The organism is Mycoplana sp. ABR4_002 (genome assembly GCF_056159645.1).
This window is the reverse complement of record NZ_JBSWVO010000002.1, coordinates 296,950-309,282: the sequence shown is the minus strand read 5'-3', so window position 1 is coordinate 309,282 and position 12,333 is coordinate 296,950. Positions and strand designations below refer to the sequence as shown.

Genomic DNA, 12,333 nt, shown 5'->3' with positions numbered 1-12,333 from the left:
AATCGATGCCGACATTATTCAAGCGCCCTTATCATCGGCAGGACGGAGAAGCGCCCATCCGCGGCACGGCGTGTCAGTTCGCGCAGATATCCTCCGGGCGAGCGGATCTGATCGGAACGTTGCAGGATGGCGGCGATTGCCACCGCCGCGGCGGCATCGCCCATCGCCGCTCGCGCCTTTTCGTAGGCGTCCGGCGAAATTCCGAGCATCGAGCGGACCAGCGCGGCGGCCTTGATCAGTTCGGCCCAGCTCGAAATGCCGTCCTTCGCATAGGTCCCGATCTCGGGGCACGCCGCCAGCACACGTTTCAGGCTGACCGCCACCCGCTTGTGCGGCGGCTCGCCCCTATTTGCCTCCGGCTCCGCCTTGGTTGACTCATTGCCGTTTTTTTCAAATTGGGGGTCTGTATTTGAATTCTGTATATGGCGCTCGTTTTGTAAGTCATTGGCGCTCATTTCTTCGATCGAGAGCGCGTTGAGGTAGTCGTCTTCCACGCGCCGCCGCAAGTTCAGCAGTGCCGCTTTTCTGGCCTCCAGTACTTCTCTGGCCGCCGTCCGCCCCAGGCGGCCTGACGCATCGGCAAGATCGGCCTGATGCTGGCTCCAGGCACCGGGCCGCCTTTCCGACACCGCCGCCTCGATGACCTTCGCGATGTCGCGCAGATGCAGGGTCACCTCGGCCCGCAGCGCATGGATCCGCCGGGCTTCAGCGCGCGCCCGCTCCGCCTGTTCATGGATGCCGTCCGCCATCAGCGCCAGCGGCGCGAGGTCGAAGCCGAACGCCTCCTCCACCGCCCCGCGGTCGTCGCGTCGGCAGTAGCGCTTGCCATTCGGGCTGTCGCGCCGGATCAGCATGCCGGCTTCAAGGAGCAGTGCCAGGTGCCGTCGCAGCGTCGCCGGCGCCATCCCGCGCGAACGAACAGACAGTTCCGCGTTCGAGGGAAACACGACAATCGGCGCGCGCCCGTCAAGGACCTTGTCGGGATGAAAGGACAGGAGCGCATCCAGCACGGCGATCGTCCTATCCGAAAGGCCGTACGAAGCACGCGCCTCCGTCAGCGCCCGCAGCAGTTGCCACTTGTCGGCAGTGCCGGTTTCGTTGCCGCCAGCCTCCGCCGCCAGCCGCCCCTGCGTTTCCGCAACGCGTCTCTGCAGCGCGAACATGCGCGCAGTCATCCTGCCGCCGCCGAAAGGCGTCGTTGCCAGTCTGTCCGTCATCGTTGTCCCTCGCAACGAGGCAAGAGGCCGGACCGCTACGTCATGACAAAGCCATCGTGCGCTGCCCAGCAACGCCCGCTAGGGCTCCAAGCTCTTGAGCGTGAAGCCTTTTCCGCCGGTCCACAGGATACGAAGGACAACGAAAACCCTGCTCCGCAAACGGCAACGCCGCTGCGGACTCTTGACTTTGGCTGTCGGAAGTGATTCTCTCTAATTGCTACATTGAAGAGGGCTTCCGGAATGGCGACGTTTTGGAGGCCTTTTTTCTTGCTCCGATCCTTTCCCGTTTCGTTTCCATTGCGCCGGCAATGCCCCTTCGGCCCGCCGGAATCGCGTGCTAGCCGCTCCGCCCCCAGGCCTGCAGCATCAGGCCCTCGACCTCGGCGTTGACGGCGTTCATGCTTTCCATCGCCCGATCGTAGGTAGTGCGGGTAAAATTCTCCCGGCCGACCTCGTAGAGCGTCTCCTTGGTCAGGCCCGCGTCCGACACGGCGGTCGACTTGAGCATCGGCGCGGTCAGCACCCGGTCGCCGAACAGCGATCGCATCAAGCCCACGATCTGCGCCTGCGGCCCGTCGTTCGGCTCGAAGCGCGTCACGAGGTATCGCAGGAAGTCGAAATTGAGCCTTCCACCCGCCTCGCGCACGACCGAGAGCAGGTCCGACGTCATGAACAGGAACTGGTTCATCGAGGCGACGTCGAGCATCTGCGGATGGACCGTGACGATCACCGAAGTCGAGGCGCAGAGCGCAGACAGGGTCAGGTAACCGAGTTGCGGCGGGCAGTCGAGCACGACGACATCGTAGTCGTCCTCCACCGTGCGCAACGCAGCATGCACCCGGGCGAAGAACAGAGGCTGCCCCGGAGCCCCGGCCTGACGGTTGGCCAGCGCCCTCGGCGTGACATGTTCGAACTCCTGCAACTCGAGGTTGCCCGGAACCAGGTCGAGGCCGTCGAAGTAGGTCTTGCGGATGATGGCCTTCAGCGGTCGCGCCTCGTCGTCGTAACGGATGGCGCCGTAGAGCGTGTCGTTGCCATCGAGATCGAGTTCGGGCTGATAGCCGAACAGCGCCGAGAGCGAGGCCTGCGGATCGAGATCGACGGCCAGCACGCGGTAGCCGGCAAGTGCCAGGTATTGGGCCAGGTGCGCCGCCGACGTGGTCTTTCCGGAGCCGCCCTTGAAATTGGTGACGGCGATCACCTGCAGGTGTTCGCCGCGCGAACGGTCGCGCCACTTGCGATAGCTGCGCGCCTTGGCGAGGTGCCCCTTGGCCAGCGCCTGGTCGGCGAGATGCGAGCGCAGCGCGTTGATATCGGTCAGGGAATAGTATCGGCGTCCGCCCGGTCCGGTCTCGGGCTGCGGTCCTTCCCCCGCCAGCGACAGCTGGCGCAAGTAGCCGTCCGAGACCCCGATCAGCCGTGCCGCCTCACCGGATGTGAAGCTTCGCAGCACCTTTGTTGCCGTCGGCGGAAAGAAGCGCTCGCGCATCGCCTTGAGCTGTGCCGACAGGATGCGAGCGTCCGCCGCGATCGCCTCGTCGGCGGCAATCTGCACATCATCCCTGATTTCCGGCATTGCCATTCGCACCCTTCCTTCGTCGTCGGAACCGTCAGGCCGCGCGGAGGCACGGCACAGTTTGTTGCGCCTCTGACCTACGTCGGCCGGTCGATCTAACAGCAAAGCCGTCAGGTAACGGCAAAAAGCAGATCAACCGTCAAATTCCGTAAGAGACGGTGTGACGATTCCCGATTTGCGTCAAGGCGTTTTTGGTTAACGAGCGGTAAACCGCCGGATGCGGAAACAGAATCTTTTCCGCAACTTACCGGCGCGGACCCAGCGTACCCGCGGTGGTGGCCCCCGCCGACAGCCGCGACAGCAGCGACAGAAATGCCTCGCGCGCCTTCGTCCCACCGAGACGGGCAGTGCAGTCGGCCTCGAAGGTGGCCTCCGCCTGATTGATCTTTCGCGCAAACGTTTCCCCGAAAGGCGTCAGGTAAAGCGCATTTGAGCGCTTGTCCTGAAGGGAAGGACGCCGCTCAATGAGTCGGCGCCGCTCCAGCGCGTTGATCAGCGGCACAAAGTTGGCGCGCTGGACACCGAGAGCGTCGGCGATCTCGGTTTGCTTGCGCCCCGGATTGGTGGCGATCAGGAGGAGGATGCCGTATTCCCCCGGCCGCAGGTCGAGCCCGGCAAACCGGGACTGGAAGCGGCGGGCCAGAAGCGCTTGCGTGCGCCGGATCTGGAATATGACGCTGTGCTCGATCGAAGACACGTCGAGCTCTTCTGCCTCAGTAAGGCCGTCTTTTTCTGCCGTTCTAGTCATGGCGCCCCACATCGCCGTCACTGCCATGGCAGGCTCCTACCAATTGCCGCGCTTGGCAATACGCAAAAGCCGCGCCTGAGACGCAGGAACGGGGATAAATAGTACTATTTACATATGTCCTTAGGCTGATGTGCCTCACACCTTTGCGTCGGTCGTGCAGCCGGAGCTTGCAAGAGGTTGCCTCCTCAAGCGAGGCCGGAGAGCCGCTGCAGCCGCTCCCGGAGCAGCCTGATCGTTTCGCTGCCGGCATTGGCGAAGGCGAACCGAAGGTAGCGTTCCTGACGGGGACCGAAATAGCTTCCGGGCAGGCAGAGGACTCCCGCCTCCTTCGCTAGCCGCTCGGCCACCGTGGTCGACGCGCTATCGGCAAAGGGATGGCTGACGAAGGCGAAATAGGCGCCGACCGCACCGACTGTCCAGCCGCCCAGACCGGACATGGTCTCGCGCAAGGTCGCCGCCCTGAGCGCGATCTCCCGACGATTCTGCTCGCGCCAGTCGGCAAGCAGGGGGATCGCCTCGGCCACGGCAGCCTGGGCGGCACGCGGCGGGCAGATCTGCACGTTGTCCATGATCTTCGCCACCTGTTCGATCACCGCCGGTCCGGCCGTGATCGCCCCGAGGCGGTGGCCCGGAATGCAGAAGGACTTGGAGAAGCTATAGAGGCCGATCAGCGTCTTCTCCCACTCCGCCTTGTCGAACAACGCATGCGGACGCAGCCCTGCCTCGGGCAGGAAGTCACGATAGGTCTCGTCCAAAATCAGCCAGACGCCGCGTGCCTGGCAGAGGTCAAACACCTGGCCGAGGAGCTCCGGCGGGTAAATCGCGCCGGTCGGATTGTTCGGCGAGACCAGCGCCAGTGCCCGGACATCCGGGGTCATGGCCGCGTCAAGCGCGGAAAGGTCCGGCAGAAAGCCGTTGCCCGGATCGCAGGGCGCAAGCCGCACGTTGATCCCCAGCATGGCGAGCGTGGTTTCCTGATTGAAGTAGTAGGGATCTGTCATCAGCACCGTATCGCCTGCGCCCGCCACCGCCACCGCTGCGCAGGTGAAGGCCTGGTTGCAGCCGGCGGTGACGTGGACATTGTCCGCAGCGAGTGCCGCGCCGTAGACGGACGCCACGTGGCCGCCATAGGCCCGGCGCAGTCGATCCTCGCCCTCGATCGGTCCATAGCCGGTGGAGGCCCGCGCGGCGGCATGCTCGCCGAGCAGCCGCAGCATCTCCGGGTGCGGCGCGTAGCCCGGCACGGCCTGCGACAGGTCGATCATCGGGCCGTAGCGGCCGTCATAGCTTCTCCCCCAGGAGAACACGGTGGGGATCGGAGGAGCGGCAAGGGCTTCGACGGCGGGGTTGAATCTGGTCATCGGCAAGTCTTTCGCAATGTGTCGTTTGTCAGGCGCGGGGCGTTCGCTTCTGCCTCGCAGCCACCTGCCGCCCGGAGGGGGCGGAGGCCGGCTGGAAGTTCTCGGTGGCGCGCATGCTGCGCCCACGCAGCAGCTTGCGCGCCGATATCTGCGGCTCGGGCAGGCTGTCCTGCTCGAGCGTGGCAAACAGCCAGTCGATGAAGACCTTGACGATCGGTGCGGCACGCACCTCCTGCCGGCTGGCGACATAGAAGGCATCGTTGGCCGGCACCGACAGGTCGAAGGGCACGACCAGTTCACCGCGCGCGATCAGGCTCGCCGCGGTGATTGTGTCGCCGAGGGCGATCCCCTGGCCATGAATGGCCGCCTCGGTGGACAGGCGTGCATCGCTCATGAAGTGCTGCGGCCCGCGCACCTGGTCGATCGCGTCGGCGGCCGCGAACCAGGCGTTCCATTCCCTTCCGTCCCGATCACCGTGCAGCAACGTATGATCGGACAAGTCGCGCACCGAGCGCAAAGGACGGCTGTTGAGCAGAGTAGGGCTTGCGATGGGAAACAACCGCAGATGGCTCCACAGCCGCGTCCAGCAGTCCGGCCAGTTGCCGTCGCCATAGAGGATCGCCACGTCAACGTCGGGGGAGAACACCTCCGCAGGGTCGTTGGAGGCGACCAGGCTGAGCTTGATTCCGGGGTACTGGTCGGTGAAGCGATTGAGCCGCGGAATAATCCAGAACGACAACAAGGCCGGCACGCAGGTGATCGTCAGCGCGCCACTGGTCGCCGGCCGCTTCATCAGCGCCGTAGCCGCGGCTATCCCACCGAAGGCTTCCGTCACCGCCGGCAACAGCAACGCGCCCTGCGAGGTCAGCTTCAACCGCTTGCCGCCACGCTCGAACAGAACCGTTTTGAGAGCGTCCTCCAACGCCCGGATCTGGTGACTGATCGCCCCGTGGGTGACGTTCAGTTCCCGCGCCGCAGCGGACACGGAACCCCGTCGCGCGGCAGCCTCGAAGGCCCGTAGCGGGTTCAGTGGCGGCAAGCGGCTCGACATGATTGCTGCGGTTTCCTTTTGTGAGCTTTTCTCACAGAAACTGCTATAACATTGTCAATTGCTTTTCCAGCCGTTTTGTAACGTAATAGTGACAACAAGGGCAGAAGCCCGGGGGAACCAGAACATTGGCAGCCAAGTCTTGCGAGGCCCCCGCGCGCGCCCACTCTGACGAAAAGCGAGGTGGATGATGTCGTTCGACGCAAGCAAGCTTAAGGCACTGCGGGAAAAATTCGGCGAAGGTCACGGCAGCGACATCTTCGATCCGGCCTTCCGCAAGGTCGCGGACAAGATATTCTCCAAGAGCGGCACCCGCCTCGCCCCCTATGCCGGCGTTCCCACCCTTCTGGCAGCACCGCACATGCCGGTGGAGGCCGAAAACCCTGATTTCGGCAACCTGCAGGTGGCGATCACCGGCGTTCCGATGGACCTTGGGGTGACAAACCGCAACGGCTCCCGCTTCGGACCGCGCGCACTGCGGACCATCGAGCGCATCGGCCCCTACAACCACGTGCTCGGCTGCGCGCCGCTGCACGACCTGCGCGTGGCCGACATCGGCGACGTCCCCTTCCGCAGCCGCTATCGGCTGGAGATGAGCCACGAGGACATCGAGAAGCGCTTCAACCAGATCGTCGATGCCGGCGTCATCCCGCTCGCCGTCGGTGGCGATCATTCGATCACCCACCCGATCATGAAGGCGGTCGGCAAGAAGCAGCCGCTGGGCATGATCCACATCGACGCGCATTGCGACACCAGCGGCGCCTATGACGGCACCAAGTTCCACCATGGCGGACCGTTCAGGAACGCCGTGCTCGACGGTGTTCTCGACCCCACCCGCACGATCCAGATCGGCATCCGCGGCGCGGCCGAGTACCTTTGGGAATTCTCCTATGAATCCGGGATGACCGTGGTACATGCCGAGGAGGTCACCGGCATGGGCATTGCGGCGATCATCGAGAAGGCGAAGGCGATTGTCGGCGACGGTCCGACCTACCTGTCGTTCGACATCGACAGCCTCGACCCGAGCTTCGCGCCCGGCACCGGCACCCCGGAAGTGGGCGGCCTTACCACGCGCGAGGTACTGGAGTTGATCCGGGGACTGAAGGGAATCAATCTCGTCGGCGGCGACGTCGTTGAGGTCGCCCCGCAGTATGACGCCACCACCAACACGGCGCATGCCGGTGCCCAGGTGCTGTTCGAAATCCTGAGCCTGATGGTGTTCAGCCCTTCCGTGACGGCAAAGGCTTGATATACAATACAAAGTGGGAACGAGCCGGCGCGGCCGCACGCTGCCCGGCATAAAAGGAGAAAAGACATGCGTGACATCCTCAACGCCAGTGTGAGCCGCCGCGGCTTGCTCGGCGCCGGCGTGGCCGGTGCATCGCTTCTGGCGATGCCCTCGATCCTGCGTGCGCAAGACAAGTCGCTGAAGGTCGGCGTCTATGGCGGCTACTTCAAGGACTCGTTCGACAAGAACATCTTCCCCGAGTTCACCAAGGCGACCGGGATCGCGATCGAATCCATCGCCGAGCCGACCGGCGAAGCCTGGCTGGTCCAGCTCGAGCAGGCCGCCAGGGCCGGGCAGGCGCCTGCGGACGTCTCGATGATGTCGCAGGTGGCCATGTTGAAGGGCCAGGCCACCGAGCTCTGGACGCCGCTCGACACCGCAAAGATCCCGAACGCCGCCAACCTGCTCGACCGCTTCGTCAACAAGTACCCCGACGGCCGCGTCGCCGGCATCGGTGCGGTGGCCTGGTACATCACGCTGGTCAGCAACACCAACGTCTTCAAGGAGGCGCCGACCTCGTGGGAAGCGCTGTGGGATCCGGCGAACGCCGACAAGCTTGGCCTGCTGGCGCTGGTCTCCAACTCCTTCCTGCTGGAAGTGACGGCCAAGACCTTCATGGGCGGCACCAATGCGCTCGATACGGAAGAGGGCATCCTCAAGGCCTTCGAAAAGCTCGCCGAGGTCAAGCCGAACGTCGCTCTTTGGTACCGCGACGAGGCACAGTTCGAACAGGCGCTGAAGTCCGGTGAAATCCCGATGGGCCAGTACTACCACGACGTCACCGGCCTTGCCGCCGCCGACGGCCATCCGGTCCGCTCCACGTTCCCGAAGGAAGGCGGCATCCTGGATTCCGGCTGCTGGGCGCTGTCGCGTGCCTCGCAGAAGGGCGAGGAGGCCCATGTCTTCATCGACTACATGTGCCAGCCGACAATCCAGGCGTCGCTGTCGCGCAAGGTCGGCACCGCGCCGACGGTCAAGCGCGAACTGCTCGATCTGACGGACGAGGAATTCGCCGCGGTATCCTCCGACATCGATCCGATCGTCCCGCGCTATGACATGTATCAGACCAAGTCCGACTGGCTGAACCAGAAGTGGACCGAACTGATCGTCGGCTGAGCGCCGAGACCTCTCATCCGACCGTGGAGCCGGCAACCCGGCTCCACGGATCCTCTCTTCCAGTGGTGGGAGGGGGGACAGGCTGAGGGGCAGATTTTCAATGAAAAGAGTTCTCGCATAGCTGCGGAGCGGAGACCCCATGTCCGGCCTGGCCCTCGACAACATCACCAAGCAATTCGGCAGCTTCACCGCGGTGAAGAATGTCAGCCTCACCGTTCCGCACGGCACCTTCGTCTGCCTGCTCGGCCCGTCAGGCTGCGGCAAGACCACGCTGATGCGCATGGTTGCCGGCCTCGACCTGCCGACAAGCGGCGCGATCAGGCTCGACAATGACGACATCACCCAGACGCCAACGCACAAGCGCGACCTCGGCATGGTGTTCCAGTCGTTGGCGCTGTTCCCGCACCTCACGGTCGGCGAAAACATCGCCTATTCGCTGCGCATCCGCGGCGCGCCGAAGGAGGACCAGGTCCGGCGCGTCAACGAGCTTCTCGCCATGATCCACCTTTCCGGCTATGCCGACCGGCCGGTGGCGAAGCTCTCGGGCGGCCAGCGCCAGCGCGTGGCGATCGCCCGGGCACTGGCGATCTCGCCGAAGCTGTTCCTGCTCGATGAGCCGCTTTCCGCCCTCGACGCCAAGCTGCGCGAGGCCATGCAGGTGGAACTGCGGCAACTGCAGCAGAGCCTCGGCATCACTACGATTGTCGTGACCCACGACCAGCGCGAGGCCATGACCATGGCCGACACCGTCGTGGTGATGAACCGCGGCGAGATCCGGCAGGCGGCCGCCCCGGTGGAGATCTACCGTCGCCCCGCCGACACCTTCGTCGCCGATTTCATCGGCATGACCAACCTGATCGACTTTGCCGTCGACAGCGCCGGCCGCGCGGACGTGCTCGGCGCGACGATCGCGGGGCTGGCGATTCCCACCGGTCTTTCCAAGGGCGTGCTGTCGGTCCGCCCGGAAGACGTCCACGTGGCGGCACCGGGCCAGGGGGCGATCAGCGGCCGGGTCACATTCGTGCGCGACCTCGGCGGCACGATCGAGACCTTCGTCGAGGCCGGGGGCAAACAGATCGTTGCAGTCTCCATGCCGCACGCCCGCCCTGACGTCCGGGTCGGCCAGGAGGTCGGCCTCCAGTTTTCGCCGGACGCCTGCGTGGTGCTGAAGTCATGAGACGCGAAGCGCCGCAGAAACTCGCCGATTACGGTCCGCTGTTCTTTCCGGCCGCGATGCTGACGGTGTTCTTCGTCGTGCCCTTCGCCACGATGATCGCCGTCTCCTTCTTCCAGCGCGACCCGGCCGGCTTCTACTCGACGGCCTTCGTGTTCGACAACTATGCCCGCTTCCTCAGCCTGTTCTTCGGCAAGGTGCTCGGCTTTTCGCTGTTCCTGGCGGTCGCGGTCGCGATCTGCTGCGTCGTCATCGCCGTGCCATTCACCTATCTGCTGTCGCGCGCATCGCGGCGCGCCCAGGTCGTCTGGCTGGTGGCCCTGCTTTCGGTCCTGTCGCTCTCCGAGGTCATCATCGGCTTTGCCTGGTCGACGCTGTTCTCGCGCACGGCCGGCATCACCAACCTCTTTGTCGCGATCGGACTAATGAGCGAGCCGGTCGCGCTGAACCCGAGCTTCGGCGCGGTGCTGACGGCAATGGTATACCAGGCGCTGCCCTATACCGTGCTTGTGCTCTATCCGGCACTTGTCCGTCTCGATCCGACGCTGACGGAAGCGGCCCGCACGCTCGGCGCCTCGCCGCTGAAGTCGTTCTTCACCGTCGTCGTGCCGGCCCTGCGCAACACGATCGTCGCGACGCTGATCATGGTGTTCATCTTCGCGCTCGGTTCCTACCTGCTGCCGCAGATCCTTGGCCGGCCGCAGCACTGGACCCTGTCGGTCCTGATCACCGACCAGGCGATCTACCAGTCGAACATGCCGTTCGCCGCCGCCATGGCCGTGTTCCTTGTCCTCGTCACCCTGGCTCTCGTCGGACTGACGCTCTTTGCCGGGCGTAAGGGAGAAACCGCATGACCGCGTTGTTTGGGCGATTCTATTTCGGTATTGTCGGCCTGTTCCTGTCGTTGCCGCTGATCGTCGTCGCCGGCGTCTCGGTCAACGAGAAGCAGACGCTTGCCTTCCCACCGCAGGGCTTTTCGTTGTCCTGGTATGGCGAGATCTTCAGCAATCCGGAATGGCGCAATGCGCTCATCGCCTCGGTTTCGCTGGCGGCCGCCTCGGCAGCGCTGGCTCTGGCGATCGCGCTGCCGCTCTCCTGGTTCTTATGGCGCCGCCACGCGCCCTGGGCCAACATCTTTCAATTGCTCGGGATCGCACCGTTCACGTTGCCGCCGGTCATCACCGCCCTCGGCATGCTGACCTTCTGGGCGACGACCGGGTTTTACGGCCAGCCCTGGACGGCGGCGATCAGCCACGCGATCTTCTTCGTCACCCTGCCGCTGGTGACGCTGTCGCTCGGCTTCTCCTCGATCGACCGTTCGCTGGTCGAGGCCGCGGCGACGATGGGCGCGGACGACCGCACGGTGTTCCGCACCGTCGTGCTGCCGCTGATCCTGCCCTATCTCGTCTCCGGCTATGCTTTCGCCTTCGTGCTGTCGCTGAACGAGTACATCGTCGCCTACATGACCGTCGGCTTCACCATGGAGACGCTGCCGATCAAGATCTTCAACGCGCTGCGCTACGGCTACACGCCGACCATGGCCTCGGTGACGATCCTGTTTGTCGCACTCGCCGCACTGATCTTCGGTCTCGTCGCCCGCTTCGGCGACCTGCCGCGCCTGCTGGGGGCGATGGCCGGCAGCGAGAAATGACGCGTCCCTGGCGCTCTGCCGAAGAGCGTCCACAAGAGGCGACGGACAGAGCCATTGGCGGCCTGCCGCCTGGAGGAGATTGGATGAAGATCGCAGCGCTGCAGATGCGGGCCGTTTCTGGCGAGGTCGACGCCAATATCGACCGGATCGCCGCGGCAGCGGCCGAGGCGGCCGCAAACGGCGCCAGGCTGCTGATCGCGCCTGAACTGGCCGTGACCGGCTACGGGGCAGGGGAGGCGTTTGCCAAACTCGCATCGCCGGCCGGAGACGTCATGGATCGGCTGGCGGCAATCGCAGCGGAGCACGGGCTTGCGATCGTGGCCGGCTTCGCCGAGAAGGATGGCGAGACCATCTACAACAGCGCGCTGTTCACTGACGGGATCGGCACGAACGCGGTCTATCGCAAGTCGCATCTCTATGGCGACTACGAGCGCTGCTGGTTCCGCGCCGAAGCGCCGTCGTCGGTGCTGGTGAAGCTTTGCGGCCTGAACCTTGGCCTGTTGATCTGCTACGATGTCGAGTTCCCGGAGAACGTGCGCCGTCTGGCACAGGCCGGCGCCGACCTCGTGGTCGTGCCGACGGCGTTGCCGGCGGGATCGTCGGGCTCGTTCATCGCCGACAAGATGATCCAGGTGCGCGCCTTCGAGAACCAGGTGTTCGTCGCCTATGTCAATCATTGCGGCGCCGACCGGGAGTTCACCTATGCCGGTCTCTCCCGCATCGCCGCCCCCGACGGCACACTGCTCGGCGAGGCACCGGCCACCGGCGAGGCACTGCTCTTCGCCGAAGTCGATCCTGCCGCCTTTGCCACCTCGCGGGCGGAAAACACCTATCTCGCCGATCTGGGCCGACAAGCCTGACAGGCGCAAGGACGCCTTTAGCAGCAGGCCGCTGGCGAACCCGAAACCCAGGCAGCGGACCTCGTTCGCCTGCCGGAACCAGCGCCGCTGGTCGCGCGTTGCCGAAAAAGAACCATGGCCAGGCCGGCCTTCAACCGGAGCGAGCACCCATGCGTTCCGGCGGCAGGGAGGCCAGTCGGACGGATCGCCTGCTTCGTTCAGGCATGTTTTGCCTCCGGTGACCAAGCGCATGCATCGTTCAGATGATGTCAGGCGTCGGGCAGGCCAGAGGACGTTCGTCTAGACCGATCTAGC

Annotated in this window: 11 protein-coding genes; 6 read left to right on the top strand and 5 right to left on the bottom strand. The window is 64.8% G+C overall.

Features of this window, described 5'->3' with window-relative positions:
• Positions 1–14: 14 nt before the first annotated feature.
• From repC to gcvA, 5 genes are all read right to left on the bottom strand, one after another.
• Positions 15–1,217, bottom strand: a complete 1,203-nt coding sequence (repC, locus tag ACXAGF_RS21680; RefSeq protein WP_475019616.1) for a plasmid replication protein RepC — start codon at positions 1,215–1,217, stop codon at positions 15–17.
• A gap of 337 nt (positions 1,218–1,554) precedes the next feature.
• Positions 1,555–2,799 carry a plasmid partitioning protein RepA gene (gene repA / locus ACXAGF_RS21675; protein ID WP_475019615.1) on the bottom strand — a complete coding sequence of 415 codons (1,245 nt, stop codon included), beginning with the start codon at positions 2,797–2,799 and terminating at the stop codon, positions 1,555–1,557.
• A gap of 238 nt (positions 2,800–3,037) precedes the next feature.
• The gene (locus ACXAGF_RS21670) at positions 3,038–3,568 is read right to left on the bottom strand and encodes a MarR family winged helix-turn-helix transcriptional regulator (protein ID WP_475019614.1); all 531 of its coding nucleotides are present in this window, start codon (positions 3,566–3,568) and stop codon (positions 3,038–3,040) included.
• A 158-nt stretch (positions 3,569–3,726) separates the two neighbouring features.
• On the bottom strand, positions 3,727–4,902 hold the full coding sequence (locus ACXAGF_RS21665) for an aminotransferase (protein ID WP_475019613.1): 1,176 nt from the start codon (positions 4,900–4,902) through the stop codon (positions 3,727–3,729).
• 28 nt (positions 4,903–4,930) lie between these two features.
• Complete coding sequence (gene gcvA, locus ACXAGF_RS21660; RefSeq protein ID WP_475019612.1) at positions 4,931–5,953, bottom strand: transcriptional regulator GcvA; 1,023 nt, start codon at positions 5,951–5,953, stop codon at positions 4,931–4,933.
• 187 nt (positions 5,954–6,140) lie between these two features.
• On the opposite strand from gcvA, the gene speB reads away from it, so the two are divergent.
• From speB to ACXAGF_RS21630, 6 genes are all read left to right on the top strand, one after another.
• Positions 6,141–7,199 (top strand): agmatinase, encoded by a 1,059-nt coding sequence (speB, locus tag ACXAGF_RS21655; RefSeq protein ID WP_475019611.1) that lies wholly within the window; start codon positions 6,141–6,143, stop codon positions 7,197–7,199.
• A gap of 66 nt (positions 7,200–7,265) precedes the next feature.
• Entirely contained in the window at positions 7,266–8,354 is a 1,089-nt protein-coding gene (locus ACXAGF_RS21650) for an ABC transporter substrate-binding protein (RefSeq protein WP_475019610.1), read from the top strand.
• 139 nt (positions 8,355–8,493) lie between these two features.
• Positions 8,494–9,531, top strand: coding sequence for an ABC transporter ATP-binding protein (locus ACXAGF_RS21645; protein ID WP_475019609.1), 1,038 nt, complete (start codon positions 8,494–8,496; stop codon positions 9,529–9,531).
• Positions 9,528–10,382 (top strand): ABC transporter permease, encoded by an 855-nt coding sequence (locus ACXAGF_RS21640; RefSeq protein ID WP_475019608.1) that lies wholly within the window; start codon positions 9,528–9,530, stop codon positions 10,380–10,382. The genes ACXAGF_RS21645 and ACXAGF_RS21640 overlap by 4 nt, the downstream gene beginning before the upstream one ends.
• Positions 10,379–11,179: an ABC transporter permease gene (locus tag ACXAGF_RS21635; protein ID WP_475019607.1), complete on the top strand. Its 801-nt coding sequence runs from the start codon at positions 10,379–10,381 to the stop codon at positions 11,177–11,179. The genes ACXAGF_RS21640 and ACXAGF_RS21635 overlap by 4 nt, the downstream gene beginning before the upstream one ends.
• Before the next feature lie 83 nt (positions 11,180–11,262).
• Positions 11,263–12,039 carry a carbon-nitrogen hydrolase family protein gene (locus ACXAGF_RS21630; RefSeq protein ID WP_475019606.1) on the top strand — a complete coding sequence of 259 codons (777 nt, stop codon included), beginning with the start codon at positions 11,263–11,265 and terminating at the stop codon, positions 12,037–12,039.
• Positions 12,040–12,333 lie beyond the last annotated feature (294 nt).

Excerpts from the sequence above, each read along its gene's own strand:
- repC (WP_475019616.1), bottom strand. The coding sequence starts at position 1,217 with ATGACGGACAGACTGGCAACGACGCCTTTCGGCGGCGGCAGGATGACT.
- repA (WP_475019615.1), bottom strand. The coding sequence starts at position 2,799 with ATGGCAATGCCGGAAATCAGGGATGATGTGCAGATTGCCGCCGACGAG.
- ACXAGF_RS21670 (WP_475019614.1), bottom strand. The coding sequence starts at position 3,568 with ATGGCAGTGACGGCGATGTGGGGCGCCATGACTAGAACGGCAGAAAAA.
- ACXAGF_RS21665 (WP_475019613.1), bottom strand. The coding sequence starts at position 4,902 with ATGACCAGATTCAACCCCGCCGTCGAAGCCCTTGCCGCTCCTCCGATC.
- gcvA (WP_475019612.1), bottom strand. The coding sequence starts at position 5,953 with ATGTCGAGCCGCTTGCCGCCACTGAACCCGCTACGGGCCTTCGAGGCT.
- speB (WP_475019611.1), top strand. The coding sequence starts at position 6,141 with ATGTCGTTCGACGCAAGCAAGCTTAAGGCACTGCGGGAAAAATTCGGC.
- ACXAGF_RS21650 (WP_475019610.1), top strand. The coding sequence starts at position 7,266 with ATGCGTGACATCCTCAACGCCAGTGTGAGCCGCCGCGGCTTGCTCGGC.
- ACXAGF_RS21645 (WP_475019609.1), top strand. The coding sequence starts at position 8,494 with ATGTCCGGCCTGGCCCTCGACAACATCACCAAGCAATTCGGCAGCTTC.
- ACXAGF_RS21640 (WP_475019608.1), top strand. The coding sequence starts at position 9,528 with ATGAGACGCGAAGCGCCGCAGAAACTCGCCGATTACGGTCCGCTGTTC.
- ACXAGF_RS21635 (WP_475019607.1), top strand. The coding sequence starts at position 10,379 with ATGACCGCGTTGTTTGGGCGATTCTATTTCGGTATTGTCGGCCTGTTC.
- ACXAGF_RS21630 (WP_475019606.1), top strand. The coding sequence starts at position 11,263 with ATGAAGATCGCAGCGCTGCAGATGCGGGCCGTTTCTGGCGAGGTCGAC.